The organism is Kribbella sp. NPDC051587 (genome assembly GCF_044453945.1).
Classification (GTDB): domain Bacteria; phylum Actinomycetota; class Actinomycetes; order Propionibacteriales; family Kribbellaceae; genus Kribbella.
Genome location: NZ_JBITDE010000011.1, coordinates 254,909 through 279,966 on the forward strand (window position 1 = coordinate 254,909; position 25,058 = coordinate 279,966).

Below are 25,058 nucleotides of genomic sequence, written 5' to 3' on the forward strand. Positions count from 1 at the left end.
TGGAGGCTACGGGAGGGGGTGTTTGGCGGCGGCGCGGAGGCGGAGGGCGCGGACGAGGTAGTCCCCGCCGGTGATCAGGGTGACGGCCACGGCGGCGGTCATGATGATGATCGCGCTCCAGTGCAGGAGGGCGAAGGACTGCCACGGCAGCAGGTAGAGGCCCAGGGCGATGGCCTGAAGGACCGTCTTGAGCTTGCCACCACGACTGGCAGGCATGACGCCGTGCCGGATGACCCAGAACCGGAGGGCGGTGACGCCCCATTCACGGACCAGGACGACGACCGTGACCCACCACGGCAGTTCGTGGAGGAGGGACAGTCCGATGAAGGCGGCTCCGGTAAGGGCCTTGTCGGCGATCGGGTCGGCGATCTTGCCGAAGTTCGTGACCAGGTTCCAGCGCCGGGCGATGTCGCCGTCGAAGCGGTCGGTGACGATCGCGACGACGAACGCGGCCGTGGCCAGCAGCCGGGTCCCGGTGTCGGTGCCGTCGTGGCGGAGCAGCAGCCAGACGAACAGCGGGACCAGGACGAGCCGCAGCACGGTGAGCGCGTTCGGGACGTTCCACGCGCTCGGCGCGTGGACCCGCCCGGCAGCGCTCGGAACCGGGTTCGGCGGGTTGGTCACGCGGTCAGGTTAGCGGCCGGACGGTCGTCCTGGGGATTCACCACCGCCGCGAACTCCGCGATCAGGTCGACACCGTCGCTGCCGACCACCTTCGCGGAGACCAGATCACCGATCCGGACCCCCTCGGGGAGGCCGACCAGCGTGGTCGAACCGTCCACCTCGGGGCCCTGGTGGGCGGCCCGGCCTTCGCCGGTCTGACCGTCCACCGCCACGGCCGCAGCGCTGTCGGTGTCGGTGTCGTCGGTAGAGCTGCCGAGGGATTCGACGAGGACCTCGACGAGTTCGCCGATGCGGGCTTCGGCGCGGGCCGAGGTCACGTCCTCGGCGAGGCGGGTGACGCGGTCCAGGCGGGCGGCGATGGTGTCCTCGTCGAGTTTGCCGTCGTAGGTCTCGGCCTCGGTGCCGTCCTCGTCGGAGTAGCCGAAGACGCCGATGGCGTCCAGGCCGGCGCGGGACAGGAAGTCGCAGAGGATGTCGACGTCTTCCTCGGTCTCACCGGGGAAGCCGACGATCACGTTGCTCCGGATACCGGCGGCGGGCGCGGCGGCGCGGACCTGGGCGATGAGTTCGAGGAAGCGCTCGGAGTCTCCGAAGCGGCGCATGCGGCGCAGGAGCGGGCCGGAGGCGTGCTGGAAGGAGAGATCGAAGTACGGGACGACACCAGGGGTCGAGGCCATCGCGGCGAGCAGCGTCGGACGCATCTCGGCGGGCTGCAGGTAGGAGACCCGGACGCGGGTGATGCCGGGAATCTCGGCGATCTCGCCGACGAGGGTCTCGAGCAGGCGAAGGTCGCCCAGGTCCTTGCCGTAGGAGGTGGAGTTCTCCGAGACCAGGAAGAGCTCGCGTACGCCGTTCTCCGCGAGCCACTGGGCTTCGCCGAGCACCTCGGTGGGACGGCGAGAGATGAACGCACCGCGGAACATCGGGATCGCGCAGAAGGCACACCGACGGTCGCAGCCGGACGCCAGCTTCAGCGGAGCCATCGGGCCGCCGTCGAGGCGGCGCCGGACGACGCGCGGGCCGCTAGCCGGGGCCGACGCGAGGTCCGGGGCGTCGATCTTCAGCTCCTCGCGGGCGCCGGAGGAGCTGACCATGCGGCCCTTCAGCGGCTGACCGGCGGTCGAATCCGGGGTGCTCTGGTCCGCGTCGCCTGTGGCTCCGACCGGCTTGAGCGCGGATGGGATGTGGTCACCGAGCGTGCCCGTAACGGCGCCGTGGGCGTGGTCGCCGTGGCCGGGCGTGGCTACCGGGCTGGCGGACTGGCGGGCAGCCGGCGAGAGCGGGAGGAGCTTGCGGCGGTCCCGCGGCGTGTGGGGGTGGTGCTTGTTGCCCGCCAGGATCGAACGGAGACGGTCCGAGATGTCGGCGTAGTCATCGAAGCTCAGGACCGCGTCGGTCTCCGGGAGTGCGTCGGCGAGCTGGTCGCCGTACCGCTCGGCGAGGCAGCCGACGGCGACGACCGCCTGGGTACGGCCGGAGTCCTTGTAGTCGGCGGCGGCCAGCAGCGTGTCGACGGAGTCCTTCTTGGCGGCCTCGACGAAACCGCAGGTGTTCACCACCACGGTGTCCGCGTCGGCGGCGTCGTCGACGAGGCGGAAGCCGCCCGCTTCGAGACGGCCGGCGAGCTCCTCGGAGTCGACGTCGTTGCGGGCACAGCCCAGCGTGACCAGGGCAACAGTGACGGGTGGCGTAGTCATCACACCGAGTATGACGCGCGGTCCAGCCTCACACCTAACCGCGACCGGCCTCCGGCACGCGGTCAGGCCGTGAGCGTGGCCACACGCTACTTCTTGGCGAGGGTGCCGTTGGGATGGGCGACGAAGCGGTAGAGCTTGGTCGCCTGCGGCTTGCCGTTGACCTTGATGACGAGATTGCCCGGAGCACCGGCGGAGACCCGGATGTCACCCACCGCGGTCACCGTCTGCACCGAGCCCGGACCGACGAGGCCCTGGAAGAGCCGCTTGCCCTTCTTGTCGCGCAGCGTGACATAGGAACCGTTGTTCTTCGCGGTCAGCGTGAGCGTGGTCTTGGTGGGAACGACCGGCGGTGCGACGGGCTTCTTCTTCGTCGGAACCACGGTCGGTTTCGGCGTCGGCTTCGACGGCTGAGTGGTGACGGTGGCGGTCGCGGTCGTCTTGGACGCGTTGGCCTCGACGTCACTCGGCAGCTGGAAGAGCCGGATCATCCCCCAGCCCATCAGGCCGACCAGGATCGCGCCGAGAACGATGCCCCAGCGTGGGCGGGCCGGGTGCAGGGTCGGGCCCTTGACCGCGGCACGTTCCTCGCGGCGGGACTTCTCCTCCTCCGCGGCGTGCTCGGCGTCGAACTTCGCCACCAGCGGGTCCGGGTCGGCCTTGACCACGCGCGCGATCGAACGGATGTGACCGCGCGCGTAGAAATTGCCGCCACAGCGGGAGAAGTCGTCGGCCTCCATGGCGGTGAGCAGCCCGGTTCTGATCCGGGTGGCGGCACTCAGCTGCTCGATCGTCATGTCGGCCCGTTCACGGGCCGCCGTGAGCTCGCTACCGATGCTCACGTGGTCACCGTCCTCTCCGTCGCCCGATCCGAAGTGCGGGCCATCAGCATCGAATGAAATTCCTCAATGCCGGCAGCCGGACCGCCGACACCTTGCTCAACGGTCGTCGCCCGATGGGGTCACGGACAAGTCAGAGTTGCTCGCGCACCGGACATCTGGCGTCCGCGAGCATATGCAAAGCCTGGACCACTTCCCCGTTCGACGGCCGTGCCGTCAACCCGAACGGTACCGCGAGTGAGGACCCGGTCAGGCGACGGTTGGCGTCCGTGGTCTTGCGCGTCGTGCTCGGCATCGCGGCCAGCGTGGGCCCAGGATCCAGCAGGTGCACGGCGATCCGGCCGTCGTCGAGCGGGTGCCGGCGCTTCAGAACCGTCACTTCCTCGATCTCCTGCCAGCGTGTCCCGATCCATTCGTTGCGGATTCGCAACCGGATCCCGACGTCGTCGGCGACCAGCATGTCCCCGACGGTCAGCGCCCGGGCACAGATCACTGCCAGTACGGCGAAGGCTGCCGCCGCGAACCACCGCAGTACGCCGGTCGCCGTACCGGATGCGGATGCCGCGAAACCGACGGCCACCAGGCCGGCGCCGAGGGCCAGTCCCCCGTGCACCTTCTGGGAGGCGCGGATGGTGAAGGGGACGGGCCGGTCGTCGAGGTCGAACCCGTCATGACGCGTCACGGCGCTCGCTTCGGTCACGATCACTCTCCTCGGAGGGTGGTGATGAAGTCTTCCAGGTCGTCCGGTTTCACCAGGACGTCGCGTGCCTTGGATCCCTCGCTGGGACCGACGACACCCCGGCTCTCCAGGATGTCCATCAACCGGCCGGCCTTGGCGAAGCCGACCCGCAGCTTGCGTTGCAGCATCGACGTCGAGCCGAACTGGGTCGAGACGATCAGCTCGGCGGCCTGGACCACCAGGTCCATGTCGTCGCCGATCTCGTCGTCGAGATCCTTGCTCGGCGCCGCGACGACGGTGACGTCCTCGCGGTACGTCGGCTCGAGCTGGGTCTTGGTGTGCTCGACCACCGCGTGGATCTCGGCCTCCGTGACCCACGCGCCCTGGATACGCATCGGCTTGCTCGCGCCCATCGGCAGGAACAGACCGTCACCCTGACCGACGAGCTTCTCCGCGCCGGGCTGGTCCAGGATGACCCGGCTGTCGGCCAGCGACGAGGTCGCGAACGCGAGCCGGGACGGCACGTTGGCCTTGATCAGACCGGTCACGACATCCACCGACGGCCGCTGGGTCGCGAGCACCAGGTGGATACCGGCCGCCCGGGCCAGCTGCGTGATGCGGACGATCGAGTCCTCGACATCACGAGGCGCGACCATCATCAGGTCGGCCAGCTCGTCGACGATCACCAGCAGATACGGGTACGGCGTGAGCACCCGCTCGGATCCAGGTGGCGGCTTCACCTTGCCGCCGCGGACCGCCTTGTTGAAGTCGTCCACGTGCCGGAACCCGAACGCCGCCAGGTCGTCGTACCGCATGTCCATCTCGCGGACGACCCACTGCAGCGCCTCGGCGGCCTTCTTGGCGTTGGTGATGATCGGCGTGATCAGGTGCGGGATGCCCTCGTAGCTGTTCAGCTCGACCCGCTTGGGGTCGACCAGGATCATCCGCACCTCGTCCGGCGTGGCCCGCATCAGCACCGAGGTGATCAGCGAGTTCACGAACACCGACTTACCGGATCCGGTCGCACCGGCGACCAGCAGGTGCGGCATCTTCGCCATGTTGGCGACCACGAAGCCGCCCTCGACGTCCTTGCCCAGCCCGGCCACCATCGGGTGGTGGTCGTTGCGGGCGGTCGCCGAACGGATCACGTCGCCGAGGCTGACGATCTCCTTGTCGGTGTTCGGGATCTCGATGCCGATCGCGGACTTGCCGGGGATCGGCGACAGGATCCGGACGTCGGCCGAGGCGACGGCGTACGCGATGTTCTTGGACAGCGCGGTGACCTTCTCGACCTTGACCGCGGAGCCGAGCTCGACCTCGTACCGCGTCACTGTCGGGCCGCGGGTGTAGGCGGTCACCTGGGCGTCGATGCCGAACTGCTCGAACACCTCGGTGAGCCGGTCGACGACCGCGTCGGACGCCTTGGTCCGGGCCTTGTGCACCGAACCGGGCTTGAGGATCTGGCCGTCGGGAAGCGTGTAGGTGATATCGCCGGACAGGCTGAGCTGCTCGACGCGCTGCGGCATCGGGGTGTGCGGCGGCGGCTCCGGCGGCGGCGCGTCGGTCACCTTGAAACTCGGCTTGGCAGGCGCGGCGGCCTCGGCCTCCGATGCGTCGACGTCGTACGCGTCCTCGTCCGGGACCGGTGCGACCTTCGGCTTGCGGCCGCGCTTGGAGATCTCGCGGCCTTCGAGCACCGGTGAGTCGTACGGCTTGAGCAGCGGCTCGCCGTCGTCCTCGAGCGCGGCCTTGGCGCGGCGCTCCTTACGGGTCAGCCGCACGGTGTCGTCGGTGGGCGCCTCGTGAGCGGGCGCAGCCTCCTCCGGCAGCTCGGTCCGGCCCATCAGTACGTCGAACGCCGCGCGCACCCGGACCGGGATGGCGTAGATCGCCGTCCCGGTGATGATCAGCAGTCCGAAGATCGACAGCAGCACGAGCAGCGGAGCGGCGACGTACTGGGTGAGGAGATCGGAGAGCACGGCCGAGACGGCGTACCCGATCGCGCCACCGGCGTCGTGCAGCGGGGCGTCGTTGGGGTTGCTGGGCCGCGGGATGCCGTTGGCGATGCTCACCAGACCGAGCACGCCGAACGTCAGCAGTGTCCAGCCGATGACCTGACGGCCGGCGGGTCCGTTGCGTTCCGGGTTGCGCAGAGTGCGGTAGGCCATCGCCAGCAGGAGCAGCGGGACAGCCCAGCCGACCATGCCGACGCTTTCGCCGACGACGGTCCGGACGCCCTTGCCGACCGCGCTGGGCATCTGCCACCAGACCGAGGCGGCGACCACGATCGCCAGCGCGATCAGCAGCAGGCCGGCGCCGTCACGGCGGTGCTCCGGGTCCAGGTCGCGGGCACCGTTGCCGATCCCGCGGACCATCTTGCCGAGCAGGTGGGCGATCCCGATCCACAGCTTCACGATGCCGCGGCCGATCGCCAGCATGGCGGCCGCGAAGGGCCCCGGTCCACTGTTTTTGGGTGTGCTGGTCCGCGCAGCGGTACTACCACCGCGTTTGGAACTCTGCCCACGCTTCTGGGCGGCTGACGTACGGGAGCGTCCACCGGAAGCCGTTCGGGCCGTACTCGGCCGTTTGGCTGCCGACTTCTGCGCCCGCGCCGGGGAAGACGTGCGGGTCGCCATATCCAGCAGGCTACCTCCAATACCACTCGAGTCTCACGTGTCACACGCCGATCACGCTGCCCCATCCGTAGCGTCACGGCTCAGAAGGATGGCCACGTCCCACTGGGACGCTGCTGACCGAGGCCTGGTGCCTTCCAGTCGCAAACACCCTGCGGGAAGGCCCTTCGGAGGGCACCCCACTGGGTCGCGGTGAACTTGGCCTTGTAGTCGGACGGTGACAGTGGGCGCAGTCGGCACTTGATGACGTCGTTGGCGACGGATGCACCGGCTACCTGGCGCGGTGCCGGCCAGACGGGGTACAGGGTGTTGCAGCGCGTCGTACCGATGCCGTTGACCTGCTTCTCGGCGATCTTGGTGCCCTGCGGAGTCCAGCAGGCTTCGACGAGGGACGACGGCTTGTTGCGAACCAGCCGCGCATGCGCCGAGCCCGGGCCGTTGTCGGCGTCCATGGCGTCCATCCACTGGTCCAGCGCCTTCAGAGCGGACAGAACGACCGGATTGCTGCTGTTGAAGCCGGCGGTCGACTCACCGGACTGCACCAGCATCACCTGGTTGTCCGCGTCGCCGTTGGCCTTGATCAGCCGCTGCCGCAGTGAGAACGAGTGGAACATCAGGTGGATGTCGCCGTTCGGCAGTTCGTCCAGGTACTGCCGGTAGTCGATGATCGGCGTGTTCGCCAGTCCCCCGCCGCCGTTGAGCAACTGTCCGGTCCGGTACGCCGTTCTGATCGCCGACGGATCGGCGACCGTGCGACCGGGGACGAAGTTGGCGTCGGCGTCGAATCCGCCGATCGCGCGGTTCAGGTCGACGAACTGGGCAGCGGTGATCCTGCCCGCGTTGAGCGCGGCCAGACCGTACTGGATCCCGACGTTGTCGAGCGGCCGCCGCAGCACTCCCGCCGCGTTCTTGCCCCAGATGTTGACCTGATGGTCGTAGACGTCGCACCGAGCACCTGACGGGTTCGCCACCGGGTCGTACCGCTGCTGCACAGGAAGTTGCTCAGGGCAATAAACCCGCGGATCGATCCGGCGGCCGGCGGCGGCCAGGTTCGCGATCGTCCCGACCTTGCCGAACCCCGCCGCGGCCTGCTTCTCGGCATCGCTCCAGCCGTCGGCCGACCGGAAGTAGTGATCGAGCAGCAAGGCGTCGGTGATCGTGTGCAGCGTCGCGAACCCGACCTCGGGGAACACACACGAGGCGACGATCCCGTCGAGCAGGCCCGGGTAGTTGTCGGCGATCTGGAACACCTGGTACGAACCGCCCGAGCAGCCCCAGCCGATGGTCTGCCGCGGTACGCCGATCGTCTCGACGATGTGCTCGCGCGTCATCGCCATCGTCTCGGCGGCGAGCACCCCGTTGCAGTTCACCCCGAACACGTTCAGGGTCGACGAGGCAACGGCGTACCCGCGACCCAGCAGGACGTCGTCGTTGATGCCGCCGGTGGCACTCCCCTGCTGGTACCAACCGCCGGGGCAGCCACCACCGAAGGTGTAGATGAGTCGGCCGTTCCAGCCCGACGGCGGCCGCAGCGCGCTCGGCGCACCCTCCGCGCGATCGTGCAGGACGGCGTACTCGTAGATCGACCGGTTGATCACCCCGGTCTCGACGCGGACGATGTACGGCACCCGCCGCCCGTCCGACGTGGTCGTCGTGGCCAGGTCGGCGGGTTTCGTTGCCGGAAGCACCTTTAACGACCGGTCGACCGTCGAGCGGTACAGGTAGTCGACGCGGGTCGGCACCGAGCAGTCCGGCCCGGTCGCCGGACCGAGCTTGACCTTCGCGAGCGTGACGAAGCCGGCCGTCCCGCAGATGTACGGCGTCTCGTGCGGCCCGGCCAGCATCGGGCCGGAGCGCGGGTAGTTCGTCAGGCCGAGCCGAGCCTCGCCCGCGGTCACCGTGTTCCTTCCGATGACCAGACCCCGGACCAGACCGACCAGTCGGCCAGCGGTCCGGGTGAAGGCGTCGGTGACGTCACGACCGTTGAGCTCGACGGTGACGTTCTCGAGGTTACGACCGGTGATGCCGATCAGCGCATTACCGTCGCTGACGAAGTCGGGCCGCGGCGTCGACAGCACCTCGATCCGAACGCCGTACGCAGCACTCGCCGGCGCGACAAGCAACGCGGTGAGCACCGCGAAGACAAGCGCGACGAGGGCGGCCGGACGCTTCATGGCAGGAAGTTGACCACAGCGCCCGGGCCATCGGAAGGGTTGTTACCAGATCGATCAGGCTCCGGTGGTGCCGTCGAGTTGTTCGCGGAGCAGGTCGGCGTGGCCGCAGTGGCGGGCGTACTCGCCGACCAGGTGGATGTAGATCATCCGGAGCGTCGACTCCGTGCCGCCGAACTCGAAGCGCTCGTCGAACGATCGGCCGGCCGCCGCTTCGTCGGACAGCTTCCACTCCGCGATCAGACTCTGGTACGCCGATTCCGCGTCCGCCGGATCGATGATCTCGAAGTCGGCGTCCTTGCCGAACTCGGGCGCGAACAGCGGCTCGGCCTTCTCACCGGCCGCGAAGTGGATCCGGAACCAGATCCGCTCGACCTTGGTCAGGTGCCGGATCAGGCCGAGCAGCGACAGGTTCGACGGCGGCGACGGCCGGCTGGCGAGCTGCTCGGCGGTCAGACCGGCGCACTTGTGCAGCAGCGTGGTCCGGTAGAAGTCCAGATAACCGCGCAGCAGCTCGGTTTCCGGTGCCGTCAACGAGCCTTCGGGCCGCTCAACCACGGGTGCGGTCCACGCCGCGATGTCGTTCATCCCGCCATCCAACACGTCGTACCGGACGACCGCGAATCGATTACGGGTTGACCGGCGGCGCCCAGCCCGGCCGAGGGATCAGACAGAACGGATGACCGGCCGGATCCGCGTAGACCGCGCCGCTCAGATGCCGAGCCCCCAGGGCAATGACGGCCGCCCCGGCCGCGTCGACGTCGTCCACCATGACGTCGAGGTGCATCTGCTGTGGCTGGGCAGGATCGGGCCAGCGCGGCGGGCTGTGATCCGCCGCACGCTGGAAGGCGAGCCCGGAGGTCCGGTCGTTGTCCGCCACGACCACCCAGTCGTCACTGCGGTAGGTGATCGGTTTGCCGAGCACCGCGGCGTAGAACTCGGCCAGCCGCAATGGATCCGGGCAGTCAATAGCGAGGTGGTGCAGTCGTCCGATCACGCCTCATCCCTCCGTGTCGTCCCACGATGTGTTTGTCGATCTCACTGATCGAGATTGGGGCTGGCGCGTTCGTGGCCCGTTCGTTACCGTTCTCGGCAGGTCATGAGCGCCAGCGTCAAGCCCCGGCTCGCTGGCCGGCAACCCTCCTCCGCGGTGGGGTGCCCCGGGTGAAGACCAGGCCGTGCGGATACGCCGTTCGGCAAGTGCGGACTTCCCGGGAGCGAAGCCATGTCGATCCTCTCCATCCTCGAGCCGGCCAGCAGCACCACCCCCCGTGCGGCGGTCACCCGGCTCAGCACCGGCACCATCCCCGCCACCGTCGGCTCGGACCTGCTGGTCCCGCTGGCCGACGGCCGCGTGACGGACTACGCCAACTTCGACCACGGTGCGAGCGCGCCGTGTCTGGAGTCGGTGCGGGCCAGCGTCGAGGCGGCCCTGCCGTCGTACGCGTCGGTCCACCGTGGCAACGGCTACGCCTCCCGCATCACCACCCAGTGGTACGAGCGGGCGCGCGCCGAGGTGCACAGCTTCGTCGGCGCCCGTGCGGACGACCAGGTGATCTTCACCCGCCAGACCACCGATGCGCTCAACCTGCTCGCGCACGCCGTACCGGCCGACGCGACCGTGATCGTCTTCGAGTCCGAGCACCACGCCGCGCTGCTGCCCTGGGGCGAGGAGCGTACCGTCCGGCTGGCTGCCCCGGCCTCGGCCGGTGAGGCTGTGACGGCCGTCGCCAACGCACTGCGGACCGCTCCGGAGGGACCGCGCCTGGTCGTCGTCACCGGCGCCTCGAACGTGACCGGTGAGATCTTCCCGATCGCCGAGCTCGCCGCCGTCGCCAAGGCACACGGCGCCCGGATCTGCCTGGACGCCGCGCAACTCGCGCCGCACCGCATCGTCGACATCGCCGACCTGGACGTCGACTGGGTCGCGCTCTCCGGTCACAAGCTCTACGCGCCGTACGGCGCCGGTGCGCTGATCGGCCGCGCTGACTGGCTCGACGCCGCCGACCCCTACCTGTACGGCGGCGGCGCGACCACCTCGGTCACCGGCGACGGCGTGGTCTGGGCGACCGGTCCGTCCCGCCACGAGGGCGGCTCCCCCAACGTGATCGGCGCGATCGCCCTGGCCTCGGCCTGCGCGACGATCAGCCGCAACCGCGACGCGATCGAGCAGCACGAGCGCAGCCTGCTCGCCCGGCTCCGCACCGGACTGGCGCAGATCGCCGACGTCACGACGTACTCGATCTTCGGCGCCGAGGCCGACCGTGTCGGCACGGTCTGCTTCACGATCAAGGGTCTGAGCTCCACGCTCGTCTCCGCCGCTCTCAGCGCGGAGTACGGCATCGGAGTCCGCGACGGCAAGTTCTGCGCGCACCCGCTGGTCGGCCACCTGCTCGCCGACGCACCCGAGCACGGTACGGCGGTCCGCGCCAGCCTTGGTCTCGGCACGACCCGCGAGCACGTCGACCGGCTCGTCGGCGCAGTGCGCACCCTGGCCACCAACGGGCTGCGCGCGGAGTACGAGGACACCGACCACGGCTGTCAGCCGGCCGATGACCCCCGTGACCTCCACGCACCCCGCATCTGGTGACACAGCAGTCCTAGAGCTCCTACTGCTCAGGAGTCTTGAGTCCTACATGGTGAGCAGCGAACGCCAGTAGGTCCGCCCACTCCGCTGCGATCATCGCGGCGGGTTTGCCGAAGCCGTGACCGGTGTTGACCTCCACTCGGGTCAAGACGGGTTCGGCCGCGGACTGGGCATGCTGCAACGCAGCGATGAACTTGTGACTGTGCAACGGGACGACCCGGTCATCGTGGTCACCGGTGACCACCAGCGTGGCCGGGTACGCCGTACCGTCCTGCACTCGATGCAGTGGCGAGTAGGCCAGCAGGTCCTCGAACTGCTCCGGGTTGTCCGGATGCCCGAAGTCGGAGGCCCACGCGGCACCCACCGTGAAGAGGTGGAACCGCAGCATGTCCAGTACGCCGACTCCCGGCAGCGCGACCTTGAACAGGTCCGGCCGCTGCGTCATGGCCGCGCCGACGAGCAGTCCGCCGTTGCTGCGACCGTGGATGGCCAGCTGCGCCGGAGTGGTCACGCCGGTGTCCCGCAGGTGCTCCGCGACCGCGATGAAGTCGTCGAATACCTGCTGCTTGTTCTTGAGCCGCCCGGCGTCGTGCCAGGCGCTCCCGTACTCACCGCCGCCGCGGAGGTTGGCGATCGCCAGCACTCCCCCGGCCGCGAGCCACGCCGGCCAGCCGGGCTTGTAGTCGGCCAGGATCGAGATGCGGAAGCCGCCGTACCCGTAGAGGAGTGCTGGGCGCGGTGCGCTGAAGTCGAGGTCAGAGCGAGTGATCAGGAAGTACGGGACGTCGCCGGCCACCTGGCGCGTGACGATCACCGACGGCGACTCGTAACCACCAGAGCCACGGACGAGTTCGGGCAGCGCTCGCACTGCGCCGGTCGACGCCGAGACGACGTACGAGACCGTCGGGTCGGTAGTGGTCGACAAACCGATGAAGAGCTCGTCGTGCTTGGTACTGCCGTTCAGAGCAAGCACACCACCACCCTGTACGTCGACCACCTGCGCACCGGAGCCATCGAGCGCGTAGAGGGTCAGCACGGGCTGGGCGTCGACCAGCGTGATGGTCGCCAGCCCTGACGCCGTACCGCGGACAGCCTGCAGCGTGTCGGGCCCCTCGGGGATGAGGTCCGTGAAGGTGCCATCCAGCGACGCGAGCACCACCCGGCCACGGGACGCATCGCGGTCGGTCTGCAGCACCAACTGGTCACCGGACATCCGGATGAAGAAGATCTCGTCGACGAGCTCGTCCACCACCTTGATCGGCTCACCGAGACCGTCAGAGGTGATCGGGTAGACCCACAGCCGCGACGCGGGGTCGGTGCCGGCGTTGATGTGCACAACGACGTACCGGTCGTCGTCGGACACCTCCGGGCTGATGAACAGCCGGTCGTCCTCGGGGAACGCCAGGACCAGTTCGTCGTCGGACTGCGGCGTACCGACGCGGTGCAGCTTCAGCTGCCCACCAGAAAGCGTCTTCGTCTCGGTGCCCTCACTGCGCCCACTCGTCGGGTAGTGCAGATACAGGTACGACGAACCGTCGGGCAGCCACGTGGCCTCGCAGAACTTCGCCTCGGTCACCACGTCGTCCACCGGATCCCCAGTGGCGATGTCGAGCAGCCGGAACGTCGTCCAGTCGCTACCGCTCTCGTTGATGCCGTAGGCAAAGTACTTGCCGTCCGGGCTCACAGTGAACGTGCCCAGTGAGTCGGTGCCGTCCTCGGACAGGGTGTTCGGGTCGATCAGGACCCGGCCGCTGTCCAGCAGTTCCTCGAGGGACTCTGCGACGTACACGACATCCTGAGCCTGAGTGCCGTCGTTGCGGCCGACGAAGTACCAGCCGCTCTTCTTGGCCGGCACTCCGGCCCGCGGCCGGGCCAGGATCGCGGACAGCGTGGTCTGGAACCACTCTCGCTCCGGATAGCCGGTCAGCTCGGCCTGAGTGAACGCGTTCTGCCGGTTCACCCAGTCCTGGGTCTCGGCGGAGTCAGGGTCTTCCAGCCAACGGTAGGGGTCGGCGATCGCGTGCCCATGCAGCGTTTCGACCACATCGTCGCGGCGGGTGTCCGGAGCAGTCATGCACCAAACCTACGTCGTACCCAGGGCCTCCGGTGGGCGGCATCCCGCACAGGCGCCGGAGGCCACTGGGTACGACAGGGCCCTTAGTGGCGGGCCGGATTGATGTCCTTGGTCCACAGGACCTTGCCGAACAGGTCCCGTAGTGACGCGGTGAACACGCCCGTGTGCGGATCGATCTCGACATGGCCGAAGAACTGGTTGCCACCGCTCGGCGGCTGGTTCGGGAAGTCGGCCGCCTTGACGAACTCCGCCTTCGGTCCGAACGTCGGGTCCAGCGCGTTCGGGCCGAACGTACCTGCGTTCACCGGACCGGCCACGAGCTCCCAGAAGGGGTCGAAGTCGGTGAAGGCGGCCCGCGACGGGTCGTAGTGGTGTGCAGCGCAGTAGTGCACGTCCGCGGTCAGCCAGACCGCGTTGCGCACCTTGCGCTTCTTGAACTGGCTCAGCACCCACGCGATCTCGTGCTCGCGGCCACCGGGTGCACCGGCGACGCCGTTCGCGACCGCCTCGATCAGCGGGCCGTCCGGCACCAGCAGTCCGAGCGGCATGTCGCTGGCGATCACCTTCCAGGTGGCCTTGGACGCGGCCGCCTCGCGGACCAGCCACTCGGCCTGCTCGGCGCCGAGCATCGCCACCGGTCCGACCGTGTCCGGTGTCGGGTTGGCGCCACGGTAGGTGCGCATGTCGAGGCAGAAGACATCGAGCAGCGGACCGTAGCTGACCTTGCGGTAGATGCGGTTCCGGCCCGCGGTGTGCACCATCGGCAGGTACTCGAGGAACGCTTGCCGGGCTCGGGCCGCCAGGACGTCGACCCGCCGCTCGGTGTAGCGCACGTCATCGAGGATCTCGCCCGGGTACCAGTTGTTCAGCGTCTCGTGGTCGTCCCACTGGCTGACGATCGGTACGTCGGCGTACAGGTCCCGCACGTTGTGGTCGAGCAGGTTGTACTTGTAGCGGCCGCGGTACTCGGCCAGCGTCTCGGCGACCTTGGAGACCTCCTCGGTCACCACGTTCTTCCAGACCGTGCCGTCCGGGATCGCCACCGAGGCCGCGATCGGCCCGTCGGCGTAGATGTTGTCGCCGGAGTGCAGGAAGAAGTCCGGCCGGGTCTCGTGCATGGCCTTGTACGCGATCATGCCGCCGAGGTCCGGGTTGATGCCGTAGCCCTGACCGGCGGTGTCCCCGGTCCAGACGAACGACAGGCCGCGATTGCATCCCGGCGTACTGAAGGTGCCCTCGAGCGACTCACCGCGGCGGCCGTAGGCGTCCTCGAACGCGATCCGGTAGTCGTAGCGCTGCCCGGGCCGCAGGCCCCGCAGCAGCACCTGCGCGGTGTAATCCTGGTCCGGTCCGGTGATCGGCCCGTGCAGGCGGACGGCGCGGTCGAAGCGGCCGTGGCTCGTCAGGTCGACAACCATCCGGGCCTTGCGATCGGTGCGCGACCAGACCACGGCAGAGTTCGCTGACACATCGCCCGACATGATCCCGGACGGCAGTGCGGGCCGGTCCCGCCGTACGACGTTGGGGGCCGCAGCGGCGACGCCTGGCACAGCCAGGGAAGCACCGGCGGCAGTGGATGCAGCCAAGAGTTGGCGGCGACTCAATTTCATACGGCAAGCCTGATCCGGCCGGATGGCCTCCGCGTGAACTGGCGGTGATCGGTTGGCGCGGCGCGGGACTCGCCTTGCGAAGGGTTGCCTTACGTGGTTCCGTTGGGGCCAACAGCCACAGTTGTGGCGCTGCCCAGGACCTGGTGGCGCATCGACACGATGTACTACCGGACCGGGGTGTCTCCTTTTGTCACAGCTCGTCGCGGACAGTAATCCGCAACAGCGCTTCACGAACCTCTACACCGATCTCGCTCGCACAGTCCGCGAACTAGGCCTGTTGCGCCGGCGGCAGGGCTACTACTGGGTCCGCATCGCCGCGGTCCTGGTGGCCTTCGCCGGGGTCTGGGTGGGGGTCGGACTGCTCGGCAACTCGTGGTTCCAGCTCCTGATGGCCGGCGCCTTCGCGCTCGTGCTGACCCAGGTCGCGTTCCTCAGCCACGACAGCTCGCACCGGCAGATCTTCGAGTCGGCCAAGTGGAACGACTGGACCGCGCGGCTGCTGGCCGGCGGCCTGATCGGGATCAGCTCCGCCTGGTGGAAGTCGAAGCACAGCCGGCACCACGCCGCGCCGAACCAGCTGAACCGCGACCCCGACCTCGACATCGGCGTGATCGCGTTCACCCCGGACCAGGCCGCGAAGCGCACCGGCTTCCAGGCCTGGCTGACCGCGCGCCAGGGCTGGCTGTTCTTCCCGCTGCTGACGCTCGAAGGCCTGAGCCTGTACGTCTCGAGCGTGGGACACGTGTTCCGCCGGGGCGCGAGCAAGATCGAGCGGGTCGAAGGCGCCCTCGTGCTGAGCCGGATCGGCATCTACCTCGGTCTGCTGTTCTTCCTGCTCCCGCCGGGTAAGGCCTTCGCCTTCCTCGGCTTGCAGCTCGCCGTCTTCGGCGTCTGCCTGGGCGGCTCGTTCGCACCGAACCACAAGGGCATGCCGCTGGTCCCGGCGTCCATGAAGGTCGACTTCCTGCGCCGCCAGGTGCTGATGTCGCGCAACATCCGCGGCGGGCTGTTCACCGACTGGGCGATGGGCGGGCTCAACTACCAGATCGAGCACCACCTGTTCCCGAGCATGCCGCGGCCGACGCTGCGCAAGGTGCAGCCGATCGTCCGCGAGTACTGCGCACTGCACGGGGTGAACTACACCGAGGTGTCCTTGGTGGCGTCGTACAAGATTGTCGTGGACTATCTGAACAACGTGGGGCTCCGGGCACGCGATCCGTTCCAGTGCCCGCTGGCCACGGCCTACCGAGGGTAGGCACCAACCTTTGCCCGCCCGACCACGCTGGTCTACCTGAGCGCACACGGAGTGTCATGAGCGATCTCGATCCTGGGCGTGTGCGCCCTCAGCAGCAGTACGCCAGTCTGTACACGGACCTGCTCCGGACCGTGCAGGAGCTCGGGCTGCTCCGCCGGCGCCGTGGCTACTACTACACGCGGCTGAGCCTCGTCGGCGTAGCGCTGGTGGGTGTAGCCGCCGGCGTCCTCGTGCTGGGTGACTCGTGGTTCCAGCTGGTGATGGCCGCAGTTCTGGCGCTGGTGCTCGTGCAGGTGGCGTTTCTGAGCCATGACAGCGCGCACCGGCAGATCTTCGCCTCACCCGCGCACAACGATTTGACGGCTCGGGTGCTGTCCGGCGGCGTGCTGGGGATGAGCGTCAGCTGGTGGCGGACAAAGCACAACCGCCACCACGGTGCACCGAACCAGGTGGACAAGGATCCGGACGTGCAGATGAAGGTGCTCGCCTTCTCGCCGGACGACGTCGTACGACGCAAGCCGCTCGGCAAGTGGCTCGCTGCGCGGCAGGGGTGGTTCTTCTTCCCGTTGCTGATGCTGGAGGGCGTCGCACTGCACGTGTCGAGCATCCGGCACCTGATGCGGCGAGACGCGAGCCGCATGGAGCGCATCGACCTCGCAGTGGTGCTCACCCGGCTCACGGTGTACGTCGGCGCGGTGTACCTGCTGTTGCCGGTGGAGAAGGCCACTGCCTTCCTGGGATTGCAGCTGGCGATCTTCGGCCTGTTCCTGGGTGCTGCGTTCGCACCGAACCACAAGGGCATGCCACTCGTGCCGGCCGGGATGAAGCTCGACTTCCTGCGCCGCCAGGTGCTGACCTCGCGCAACATCCGCGGCGGCGTCCTGACCGACTTCGCCATGGGCGGCCTCAACTACCAGATCGAGCACCACCTCTTCCCCAGCATGCCCCGGCCGACCCTGCGCCGCGTGCGGCCGATCGTCCGCGAGTACTGCGAACTGCACGGCGTCGACTACGCCGAGGTCGGTCTGTTCTCGTCGTACCGGATCGTCATCGGCTACCTGAACAACGTCGGGCTGCGGGCCCGCGACCCGTTCCAATGCCCGTTGGCGGCCTCACTGCGTGGTTAAGTGGCCCTATGGGGTTGCTGTGTGCGCTTGCTGCTGCGGTGGCCTATGGACTGGCGTCGGTGCTGCAAGCCGCGGCCGCGCGGAGTACTCCGGATGAGAGTGCGCGCGGCGTCCTCCGCGTAGTCGGGCAGTGGCGGTTCCTGGTCGGCATCGCGATGGACCTGCTCGGCTTCGGACTTCAGATGGTCGCCCTGCAGTCGCTGCCGTTGTTCGTGGTGCAGGCAGCGCTCGCAGCGAGCCTCGCGGTGACCGCAGTGGCGGCACGGGTGCTCGGCGTACGGCTTGGCACGAAGGAGTGGTCAGCGGTCGCCGCCGTCTGCACTGGGCTTGCGCTGCTGGGGATGTCGGCCGGCAGCGAAGGCAGTACGCCGGTCAGCCACGGGTTCCGGTTGTCGTTGATCGGGGCAACGATCGTCCTCGGCCTCGCCGGACTCGCGACGAGCCGTGCACCGCAGCGGCTGCGCGCTCCCCTGCTCGGCCTGGTCGCAGGACTCGCGTTCGGCGTGGTCGCGATCTCAGGCCGGATCATCACCGACTTCCACCCACTCAAGCTGCTCGCCGAGCCCGCCCTCTACACCGCGGTCGTGAGCGGCGCACTCGCCATGTACTTCTACGCCTCAGCCCTACAGCGCGGAGGCGTCACGATGGCAACAGCCATGCTCGTCGTCGGCGAGACCGTGTTCCCCGCACTGGTCGGACTGATCGCGCTCGGCGACCACTCTCGACCCGGGTACGGCGTCGTCGCGGTCGGCGGTTTCCTCGTCGCAGTCACCGCCGCAGTCGTCCTGGCCCGGTACGGCGAGATTACGACGCCGGCGGAATCTCTCCCGAGCCACGAATCGTCAGCTTGACGGGCACCCGAACGGTCCGGCCCGGCCGGTGCGGTTCGGGAAGCCGCTCGGTCATCAGCTGAATCGCCGTACGGGCCATGACGTCAGCCGACTGAGCAACCGCGGTGAGACCCGGCTTGAGCAGGTCGCCGAGGGCCAGGTCGTCGAAGGAGACGAGCGCGACCTGATCACGCCGACCGGCGAGACCGCGCAGAACCTCGGCGGTCGTCATGTTGTTGGCCGACAGCAACGCCGTGGCCGGCTCCGGCCGGTCCAGTACGGCGGACAGTGTGATGCCGATGCCCTCCGTGGTGGGCTCGGACAGGTGCACGAGGTCTTCGTCGACGTCGATGCGGTGCCGGGCCATCGCGGCCCGGTAGGCGACCACGCGCTCGCGGGCGGTGAAGATCCGCTCGTCGTCACCGAGGTAGGCGATCCGGCGATGGCCCTGGCGGACCAGGTGGTCGATCGCCTGATCGATACCGCCCGCGTTGTCGGCCAGTACGGCGTCCGCCTCGATCCCGTGCGCGGGGCGGTCGATGGTGACGACCGCCATCCCCGCGTCGACGTGCGGCGCCAGGTACTCCTGGGTCTCCCCGATCGGCGCCATGATCAGCGCGTCCGGACGGCGCGCCACGAACTCGAGACAGACGTCGCGCTCGCGCTCGGGGTCCTCGTCGGTCAGACCGATCATCACCACGGAGCCCGACGAGCGGGCCCACAGCTCGACCGCGCGGCCGAGCGAGGCGAAGAACGGGTCACCGATGTCGCGGATGACGACCGCGATCGTGCCGGTCTTGCCGCGGCGCAGCATCCGGGCCGACTCGTTCGGCGTGTAGTTCAGATCCTTGATCGCGGCCTGGACCTTGGCGGTCAGCTCGGGGCTGACGTTCGGCTCCTCGTTGACCACGCGCGACACCGTCTTCAGTGCCACCCCGGCCCGGGCCGCGACCTCCTTCATCGTGGGCCGGCGCTGGCCCGTTCCGTTCACACCGTTGAGGCTCATCGCCGGCTCACTCTCTGCTCTGTCCTAGCTCTGCACGACGACCGGGATGATCATCGGGCGGCGGCGGTGGGTGTCGCTGACCCACTTGCCGACGACCCGGCGGATCACCTGCTGCAGCTGGTACATGTCGTCCACGCCGCCACCGATCGCCTTCTCGATCTCCGCCTCGATCTTCGGCTTGAGGGTGTCGAAGACGGTGTCGTCCTCGGCGAACCCGCGTGCCTGGATCTCCGGTCCGGCGGTCAGCTTCCCGGTGACGGAGTCCATCACGGCGATCACCGAGATGAACCCCTCGTCGCCGAGAATCCGCCGGTCCTTCAGCGAGGTCTCGGTGATGTCGCCGACCGTGGAGCCGTCCACGAAGACGTAACCGCACTCGACCTTGCCGGCCACCACGGCCTTGCGGTCGATCAGGTCGACCACCACACCGTCCTCGACGACGACCACGTTCTCGCGCGGTACGCCGGTCTGGATGGCCAGCTCGGCGTTCGCGTGCAGGTGCCGGATCTCGCCGTGCACCGGCATCACGTTGCGCGGCTTGACGATGTTGTAGCAGTAGAGCAGCTCGCCCGCACTCGCGTGACCCGAGACGTGCACCAGGGCGTTGCCCTTGTGGATCACGTTCGCGCCGTGCCGGGTCAGCCCGTTGATCACCCGGTAGACCGAGTTCTCGTTGCCGGGAATCAGCGACGACGCCAGTACGACGGTGTCGCCGGGCTGGATCTGGACGACGTGGTGGTCGTTGGCCGCGATCCGGGACAGCGCCGACATCGGCTCGCCCTGGGACCCGGTGGAGACCAGCACGACCTGCTCGGGCGGGTAGTTCTCCAGCTCGCGCATGTCGATCAGGGTGTCACCGGGCACGGTCAGGAAGCCCAGGTCGCGGGCGACCGCCATGTTGCGCACCATCGAGCGGCCGACGTACGCGACCTTGCGGCGGTGCTTCACGGCGGCGTCCATGACCTGCTGGACGCGGTGCACGTGCGAGGCGAAACAGGCCACGATGATGCGCTGGTTCTTCGCCTTGGTGAAGACGCCGTCCAGCACCGGCGCGATGTCGCGCTCGTGCGTGGTGAAGCCGGGCACCTCGGAGTTGGTGGAGTCGACGCAGAACAGGTCGACCCCCTCCTCGCCGAGCCGCGCGAACGCGTTCAGGTCGGTGATCCGGCCGTCCAGCGGCAGCTGGTCCATCTTGAAGTCACCGGTGTGCAGCACCATGCCGGCCGGCGTCCGGATCGCCACCGCGAGCGCGTCCGGGATCGAGTGGTTGACCGCGACGAACTCGCAGACGAACGGGCCGATCTGCAGCTTCTCGCCCTCGACCACGGTCTGCTGCGGCACGTTGCGGTGCCGGTGCTCCTTCAGCTTGCCCTCGAGCAGCGCGAGCGTGAGCTGCGACCCGATGACCGGGATGTCGCCGCGCTCGCGCAGCAGGTAGGGCAACCCGCCGATGTGGTCCTCGTGGCCGTGCGTCAGGACGACCGCCACGACGTCGTTCAGCCGGTCCCGGATCGGCTGGAAGTCCGGCAGGATCAGGTCCACGCCGGGCTGGTTCTCGTCCGGGAACAGCACACCGCAGTCGACGATCAGCAGCTTGCCGTCGTACTCGAACACGGTCATGTTGCGGCCTACTTCACCGAGGCCGCCGAGCGGGATGACCCGCAAAGCGCCCGGAGCCAGCGGTCCGGGCGCGGAGAGATCGGGATGGGGATGGCTCATGCAATCAGTCCTGCCTGTTTCAAGTCGGTGGTGAGCCGGTCCACTTGTGCGGGCGTCGCCTCGATCAGCGGCGACCGCAGGGTCGCGTGCTCGAGGACGCCGGCCAGTTTGAGTGCGGCCTTCACCATGATGGCGCCCTGGGTAATGGTCATAATCGTTTCGACAGCGGGCACCAGCCGTCGATCAATCTCTTGTGCGCCTGCGAGGTCGCCGGCCACCACGGCGTCGATCAGCTGCCGGTACTCCGGGCTGGCGACATGGCCGACCACGCTCGCGATCCCGACGGCACCGATCGCCAGCATGGCGAGGTTCAGCTCGTCGGCACCGCAGTAGTAGAACAGATCGGTGTTCGCCAGCACCTTGGTGGTCGCGGCGAGGTCACCCTTGGCGTCCTTCACCGCGACGATCCGCGGGTGCTCGGCGAGCGCGATCAGCGTCTCGGTCCTGATCTCCACCCCGGCCCGGCCGGGGATGTCGTAGAGCAGGTTCGGCAGGCCGGTCGCGTCGGCGACCTGGGCGAAGTGCTGACGCAGACCCTCCTGCGGCGGCTTGTTGTAGTACGGCGTGACGACCAGCAGCCCGTCGGCACCGGCGGCCTCGGCCTGCCGGGCGAGCTCGATGGTGTGCGCCGTGTCGTTGGTACCGACGCCGGCGACGAGCTTGACCCGGTCGCCGAGCGCCTCGCGGACGGCGCGGATCAGGTCGGTCTTCTCCTGGTCCGAGGTGGTCGGCGATTCGCCGGTCGTCCCATTGAGGATCAGGGCGTCGTTCCCGCCGTCGGCGAGATGGATGGCCACCTTCTGGGCGGCGGCGAGATCCAGGGATCCGTCCGCACGGAAAGGCGTGACCATAGCCGTCGTCAGGCGGCCGAAGGGCAGCGCCGGTGCGGCGAGATGTTCTGGCGAGGGCATGGTGCTCAGATTACCGTCCCGACGCCCTGAAGAAATGAGTAGGCCTGGTGGCTGTCCGCTCGGGGGTCCGGGCAGCCACCAGGCTCACTCGTCCTATCGGGCTGGCCCAGGGAGTCGTTACACGTTCCACGAAAAAAGTCCGGAAAAAATTCTGTGAACACTTTGCGTAGCGCTCCCATCACTGAATGTAGACAAAACGAACGGAAAGACGCCTGGCAGCAGCAGTACGCCGGCCACCAGCAACGCCGGTACGACGATCAGCCGCTCGACCCAGCTGTTCGTACTGAACCGAAGAAGCCGGGGCAGCCGGATCTCGTACCAGGTCTCACCCCGGATCGGGAGTGGCCAAAGCCACGGACAGCCCGAGCGGGTCAGGCTGTCCCCCAGACAGTGCGTGAACATGCCGAGGCCGACCGCCACCCCGATCCAGCCGCCGATCCCGGACAAGCCCGCCTGGAGGTAGTCAGCAGGCGTCGTACCGGGAAGCGCCGTACCGAAGACCGAGTAGGCCGTGGCCGCGAGGGTGGCGATCAGGATCCAGTCGCCGAGCACGTGGGCCGCGAGCAGCAGACCCGTGACGGCGACGGCCAGGACTGCCCACTTGCCGTGGTCCCCCAGGCTCCCGGCCAGGAAGCCGAGCCCGATCGCGGCCGCGAGGGTGTGCGTGGCATGGCGATGCTTGCCGGTGCTGTCCTCATCGCGCGGTCCCTTGGTGAGTTTGTAGAGCACACCGGAGAAGGTCCGGATCCCGCTGGAGATCAGTCCGGTGACCGGTCCGAGCACGCGCGAAGCGCTCCCGCCCGGGTGATCCAGGTCCGGGACCAACGCGTAGCCCGCTGTGGCGGCCGCGAACGGCACCACCTCGGCCACCGAGGTCAACCCGATCATCGGCGCCACCGCCAGGCCCAGAACCCACCCCGACAACGCATGCGACCGCCCCATCATGGTGCGCCTCACTCCCCTCCAGCTGCCCCCATCCTCTCAATCCAGCCTCATCAGTCACAACAGCCACACCCATCACCGACGTTTTGCATAATCATTCAGAGGCATGCATACTCTTCCTATGTCCAAGGTGCTTACGTCGTTGCCGGTTGGTGAGCGGGTCGGGATCGCGTTCTCGGGAGGTCTCGACACGTCCGTCGCGGTCGCGTGGATGCGCGACAAGGGAGCGGTGCCCTGCACGTACACCGCCGATCTCGGTCAGGCCGACGAGCCCGACATCGCGTCGGTCCCGGGGCGGGCGACGGCGTACGGCGCCGAACTCACCCGGCTCGTGGACTGCCGCGCCGCGATGGTCGAGGAGGGGCTGGCCGCGCTCACGTGCGGCGCCTTCCACATCCGGTCCGGCGGGCGCACCTACTTCAACACCACTCCGATTGGCCGGGCGGTGACCGGCACGCTGCTGGTCCGGGCGATGCTCGAGGACAACGTTCAGATCTGGGGCGACGGTTCGACCTTCAAGGGCAACGACATCGAGCGGTTCTACCGCTACGGGCTGCTGACCAACCCGAACCTGCGGATCTACAAGCCCTGGCTGGACGCCGACTTCGTCACCGAGCTCGGCGGCCGCAAGGAGATGAGCGAGTGGCTGGTCGCCCACCACCTGCCGTACCGCGACAGCACCGAGAAGGCGTACTCGACCGACGCGAACATCTGGGGCGCGACGCACGAGGCGAAGACGCTCGAGCACCTGGACACCGGGATCGAGACGGTCGACCCGATCATGGGCGTGAAGTTCTGGGACCCCTCGGTCGAGATCGCCACCGAGGACGTCAGCATCGGCTTCGTCCAGGGCCGGCCGGTGACGATCAACGGCAAGGAGTTCGGCTCCGCGGTCGACCTGGTCCTGGAGGCCAACGCGGTCGGCGGCCGGCACGGGCTGGGCATGTCCGACCAGATCGAGAACCGGATCATCGAGGCCAAGAGCCGCGGCATCTACGAGGCTCCCGGCATGGCGCTGCTGCACGCCGCCTATGAGCGGCTGGTGAACGCGATCCACAACGAGGACACCCTGGCGGCGTACCACAACGAGGGTCGCAAGCTCGGCCGGCTGATGTACGAGGGCCGCTGGCTGGACCCGCAGTCGCTGATGATCCGCGAGTCCCTGCAGCGCTGGGTCGGCTCGGCCATCACCGGCGAGGTCACCCTCCGGCTGCGGCGGGGCGAGGACTACTCGGTCATCAACACCACCGGCCAATCCTTCAGCTACCACCCGGACAAGCTGTCGATGGAGCGCACCGAGGACTCCGCCTTCGGCCCGGTCGACCGGATCGGTCAGCTGACCATGCGCAACCTCGACATCGCCGACTCCCGCGCCAAGCTCGAGCAGTACGCCGGCCTGGGCCTGTTCGGTACGTCGAACCCGGCGCTGGCCGCCTCCACCGACCTCATCGGCCCGATGCCCACCGGCGGCGCCCAGGCGATCGCCTCCCGCGGCGAGGGGTCCGAGGAGGACCTCCTCCTCGACCGCGCCGCCATGGAGTCCGGCACCGACTGACCGCCGTACCAGCTCGCGCGTTTGGTGGGTTCACCACTCAAGCCGGAGGTTCCCCCAGCGAATTACGGGGCGGAAACCTCCCAAGCGGTGGGTGCACCCATCAAATGGGGTCGGTGGCGAAGCGGGTGGTGAGGGCGGCGAGGAGGTCGGCGGGGCGGGTTTGGTGGATGTTGTGGCCGGCGCCTTCGACGGTGACGAGCGTGCAGTCGGGGATGGCATCGGCGGCTGCGGCGAGCTTCTCTTGCGGGACAGGGCTGGTGGAGCCGCCGCCGAGGATGAGAGCCGGTACGGCGATCTTCGGGAGATCGGCCACGTACGACGGGTCGGGGTCGGCCAGCTGGGCGAAGATCGCGGGCAGGCAGTCCCAGTCGAAGCCGGGGTCCTCGCTGGGGCGCGCCGGGACGGTCCAGTCGCCGTCACCGTCGGGCGGTGGGGCGTCGACGAGGACCAGGCCGGTGAGGCGGTCGGAGTGGTGTTCGGCGAAGAGAGCTGCGACCGTGCCGCCCATGGAGTGGCCGACCAGAAGGAACGGCGGCAGGGCCAGGGCATCGACGAACTCCAGGAGGTCGTCGCGCATCGACTCGAACGAGTACGACGGAGTCCGCGCGCTGGCGCCGTGGCCGCGCTGGTCCAGTGCCAGGACGCGGCGGTGCTTGGCGAGCTCCGGTGCAATGTGGTCCCACCGAGTGATGTTGCCGCTCAGCCCGTGCAGGAGCACCACGGGTGGAGCGGCCGGGTCACCGCTGTCGACGTACTCGAACTCCCCTGCAGACAAAGAGATGCGCATGCCTGCAGTACTAAC

Annotated in this window: 20 protein-coding genes and 1 riboswitch; of the genes, 5 read left to right on the top strand and 15 right to left on the bottom strand. The window is 68.6% G+C overall.

What is annotated here, in order from left to right; translation table 11 throughout:
* Nucleotides 1-6: 6 nt before the first annotated feature.
* The 8 genes from pgsA to ACIA49_RS32185 all read right to left on the bottom strand — a co-directional run bounded on the left by pgsA (nucleotide 7) and on the right by ACIA49_RS32185 (nucleotide 9,637).
* Nucleotides 7-624: a CDP-diacylglycerol--glycerol-3-phosphate 3-phosphatidyltransferase gene (gene pgsA / locus ACIA49_RS32150; protein WP_396381565.1), complete on the bottom strand. Its 618-nt coding sequence runs from the start codon at nucleotides 622-624 to the stop codon at nucleotides 7-9.
* Nucleotides 621-2,321: a MiaB/RimO family radical SAM methylthiotransferase gene (locus ACIA49_RS32155; RefSeq protein ID WP_396381566.1), complete on the bottom strand. Its 1,701-nt coding sequence runs from the start codon at nucleotides 2,319-2,321 to the stop codon at nucleotides 621-623. The genes pgsA and ACIA49_RS32155 overlap by 4 nt, the downstream gene beginning before the upstream one ends.
* Nucleotides 2,322-2,407: 86 nt before the next feature.
* Nucleotides 2,408-3,160, bottom strand: a complete 753-nt coding sequence (locus ACIA49_RS32160; protein ID WP_396381567.1) for a helix-turn-helix domain-containing protein — start codon at nucleotides 3,158-3,160, stop codon at nucleotides 2,408-2,410.
* 130 nt (nucleotides 3,161-3,290) lie between these two features.
* A complete protein-coding gene (locus ACIA49_RS32165) occupies nucleotides 3,291-3,857 on the bottom strand; it encodes a hypothetical protein (protein ID WP_396381569.1) in 567 nt (188 codons plus the stop codon).
* 2 nt (nucleotides 3,858-3,859) lie between these two features.
* A complete protein-coding gene (locus ACIA49_RS32170; RefSeq protein WP_396381571.1) occupies nucleotides 3,860-6,472 on the bottom strand; it encodes a DNA translocase FtsK 4TM domain-containing protein in 2,613 nt (870 codons plus the stop codon).
* 80 nt (nucleotides 6,473-6,552) lie between these two features.
* Nucleotides 6,553-8,643 carry a DUF6351 family protein gene (locus ACIA49_RS32175; RefSeq protein WP_396381573.1) on the bottom strand — a complete coding sequence of 697 codons (2,091 nt, stop codon included), beginning with the start codon at nucleotides 8,641-8,643 and terminating at the stop codon, nucleotides 6,553-6,555.
* Nucleotides 8,644-8,697: 54 nt separating this feature from the next.
* Nucleotides 8,698-9,228 carry a DinB family protein gene (locus ACIA49_RS32180; RefSeq protein ID WP_396381574.1) on the bottom strand — a complete coding sequence of 177 codons (531 nt, stop codon included), beginning with the start codon at nucleotides 9,226-9,228 and terminating at the stop codon, nucleotides 8,698-8,700.
* Nucleotides 9,229-9,268: 40 nt separating this feature from the next.
* Nucleotides 9,269-9,637: a VOC family protein gene (locus ACIA49_RS32185; RefSeq protein ID WP_396381576.1), complete on the bottom strand. Its 369-nt coding sequence runs from the start codon at nucleotides 9,635-9,637 to the stop codon at nucleotides 9,269-9,271.
* A 98-nt stretch (nucleotides 9,638-9,735) separates the two neighbouring features.
* Nucleotides 9,736-9,849: riboswitch (SAM riboswitch) on the top strand.
* Nucleotides 9,850-9,865: 16 nt separating this feature from the next.
* Between ACIA49_RS32185 and ACIA49_RS32190 the strand changes: the two genes are divergently transcribed.
* On the top strand, nucleotides 9,866-11,230 hold the full coding sequence (locus ACIA49_RS32190; protein WP_396381578.1) for an aminotransferase class V-fold PLP-dependent enzyme: 1,365 nt from the start codon (nucleotides 9,866-9,868) through the stop codon (nucleotides 11,228-11,230).
* A gap of 19 nt (nucleotides 11,231-11,249) precedes the next feature.
* Here the strand turns inward: ACIA49_RS32190 and ACIA49_RS32195 are convergent, their stop codons facing one another.
* Nucleotides 11,250-13,301 (bottom strand): prolyl oligopeptidase family protein, encoded by a 2,052-nt coding sequence (locus ACIA49_RS32195; protein WP_396381579.1) that lies wholly within the window; start codon nucleotides 13,299-13,301, stop codon nucleotides 11,250-11,252.
* 83 nt (nucleotides 13,302-13,384) lie between these two features.
* Entirely contained in the window at nucleotides 13,385-14,911 is a 1,527-nt protein-coding gene (locus ACIA49_RS32200) for an alkaline phosphatase D family protein (RefSeq protein WP_396381580.1), read from the bottom strand.
* 187 nt (nucleotides 14,912-15,098) lie between these two features.
* On the opposite strand from ACIA49_RS32200, the gene ACIA49_RS32205 reads away from it, so the two are divergent.
* The 3 genes from ACIA49_RS32205 to ACIA49_RS32215 are packed head-to-tail and all read left to right on the top strand — an operon-like array spanning nucleotide 15,099 to nucleotide 18,144.
* Nucleotides 15,099-16,166: a fatty acid desaturase family protein gene (locus ACIA49_RS32205; protein ID WP_396381581.1), complete on the top strand. Its 1,068-nt coding sequence runs from the start codon at nucleotides 15,099-15,101 to the stop codon at nucleotides 16,164-16,166.
* A 56-nt stretch (nucleotides 16,167-16,222) separates the two neighbouring features.
* Nucleotides 16,223-17,293 (top strand): fatty acid desaturase family protein, encoded by a 1,071-nt coding sequence (locus ACIA49_RS32210; RefSeq protein ID WP_396381583.1) that lies wholly within the window; start codon nucleotides 16,223-16,225, stop codon nucleotides 17,291-17,293.
* A gap of 8 nt (nucleotides 17,294-17,301) precedes the next feature.
* Nucleotides 17,302-18,144 (top strand): hypothetical protein, encoded by an 843-nt coding sequence (locus ACIA49_RS32215; RefSeq protein ID WP_396381585.1) that lies wholly within the window; start codon nucleotides 17,302-17,304, stop codon nucleotides 18,142-18,144.
* On the opposite strand, the gene ACIA49_RS32220 is transcribed toward ACIA49_RS32215, so the two are convergent.
* From ACIA49_RS32220 to ACIA49_RS32235, 4 genes are all read right to left on the bottom strand, one after another.
* Nucleotides 18,098-19,129 (bottom strand): LacI family DNA-binding transcriptional regulator, encoded by a 1,032-nt coding sequence (locus ACIA49_RS32220; RefSeq protein ID WP_396381586.1) that lies wholly within the window; start codon nucleotides 19,127-19,129, stop codon nucleotides 18,098-18,100. The genes ACIA49_RS32215 and ACIA49_RS32220 overlap by 47 nt on opposite strands.
* Nucleotides 19,130-19,153: 24 nt before the next feature.
* On the bottom strand, nucleotides 19,154-20,848 hold the full coding sequence (locus ACIA49_RS32225) for a ribonuclease J (RefSeq protein WP_396381588.1): 1,695 nt from the start codon (nucleotides 20,846-20,848) through the stop codon (nucleotides 19,154-19,156).
* A complete protein-coding gene (gene dapA, locus ACIA49_RS32230; RefSeq protein WP_396381589.1) occupies nucleotides 20,845-21,759 on the bottom strand; it encodes a 4-hydroxy-tetrahydrodipicolinate synthase in 915 nt (304 codons plus the stop codon). The genes ACIA49_RS32225 and dapA overlap by 4 nt, the downstream gene beginning before the upstream one ends.
* Before the next feature lie 117 nt (nucleotides 21,760-21,876).
* Complete coding sequence (locus ACIA49_RS32235) at nucleotides 21,877-22,704, bottom strand: metal-dependent hydrolase (RefSeq protein ID WP_396381625.1); 828 nt, start codon at nucleotides 22,702-22,704, stop codon at nucleotides 21,877-21,879.
* A 118-nt stretch (nucleotides 22,705-22,822) separates the two neighbouring features.
* Here ACIA49_RS32235 and argG point away from each other — a divergent pair, with 118 nt between their 5' ends.
* Nucleotides 22,823-24,256: an argininosuccinate synthase gene (gene argG / locus ACIA49_RS32240; RefSeq protein WP_396381590.1), complete on the top strand. Its 1,434-nt coding sequence runs from the start codon at nucleotides 22,823-22,825 to the stop codon at nucleotides 24,254-24,256.
* Between the two features lie 100 nt (nucleotides 24,257-24,356).
* Here argG and ACIA49_RS32245 read toward each other — a convergent pair whose 3' ends face one another.
* Nucleotides 24,357-25,043: an alpha/beta fold hydrolase gene (locus tag ACIA49_RS32245; RefSeq protein WP_396381592.1), complete on the bottom strand. Its 687-nt coding sequence runs from the start codon at nucleotides 25,041-25,043 to the stop codon at nucleotides 24,357-24,359.
* Nucleotides 25,044-25,058: the final 15 nt, after the last annotated feature.

Excerpts from the sequence above, each read along its gene's own strand:
- ACIA49_RS32180 (WP_396381574.1), bottom strand. The coding sequence starts at position 9,228 with ATGAACGACATCGCGGCGTGGACCGCACCCGTGGTTGAGCGGCCCGAA.
- ACIA49_RS32245 (WP_396381592.1), bottom strand. The coding sequence starts at position 25,043 with ATGCGCATCTCTTTGTCTGCAGGGGAGTTCGAGTACGTCGACAGCGGT.
- ACIA49_RS32175 (WP_396381573.1), bottom strand. The coding sequence starts at position 8,643 with ATGAAGCGTCCGGCCGCCCTCGTCGCGCTTGTCTTCGCGGTGCTCACC.
- ACIA49_RS32195 (WP_396381579.1), bottom strand. The coding sequence starts at position 13,301 with ATGACTGCTCCGGACACCCGCCGCGACGATGTGGTCGAAACGCTGCAT.
- ACIA49_RS32170 (WP_396381571.1), bottom strand. The coding sequence starts at position 6,472 with ATGGCGACCCGCACGTCTTCCCCGGCGCGGGCGCAGAAGTCGGCAGCC.
- ACIA49_RS32220 (WP_396381586.1), bottom strand. The coding sequence starts at position 19,129 with ATGAGCCTCAACGGTGTGAACGGAACGGGCCAGCGCCGGCCCACGATG.
- ACIA49_RS32225 (WP_396381588.1), bottom strand. The coding sequence starts at position 20,848 with ATGAGCCATCCCCATCCCGATCTCTCCGCGCCCGGACCGCTGGCTCCG.
- dapA (WP_396381589.1), bottom strand. The coding sequence starts at position 21,759 with ATGCCCTCGCCAGAACATCTCGCCGCACCGGCGCTGCCCTTCGGCCGC.
- ACIA49_RS32210 (WP_396381583.1), top strand. The coding sequence starts at position 16,223 with ATGAGCGATCTCGATCCTGGGCGTGTGCGCCCTCAGCAGCAGTACGCC.
- ACIA49_RS32155 (WP_396381566.1), bottom strand. The coding sequence starts at position 2,321 with ATGACTACGCCACCCGTCACTGTTGCCCTGGTCACGCTGGGCTGTGCC.
- ACIA49_RS32235 (WP_396381625.1), bottom strand. The coding sequence starts at position 22,704 with ATGATGGGGCGGTCGCATGCGTTGTCGGGGTGGGTTCTGGGCCTGGCG.
- ACIA49_RS32200 (WP_396381580.1), bottom strand. The coding sequence starts at position 14,911 with ATGAAATTGAGTCGCCGCCAACTCTTGGCTGCATCCACTGCCGCCGGT.
- argG (WP_396381590.1), top strand. The coding sequence starts at position 22,823 with ATGTCCAAGGTGCTTACGTCGTTGCCGGTTGGTGAGCGGGTCGGGATC.
- ACIA49_RS32215 (WP_396381585.1), top strand. The coding sequence starts at position 17,302 with ATGGGGTTGCTGTGTGCGCTTGCTGCTGCGGTGGCCTATGGACTGGCG.
- ACIA49_RS32190 (WP_396381578.1), top strand. The coding sequence starts at position 9,866 with ATGTCGATCCTCTCCATCCTCGAGCCGGCCAGCAGCACCACCCCCCGT.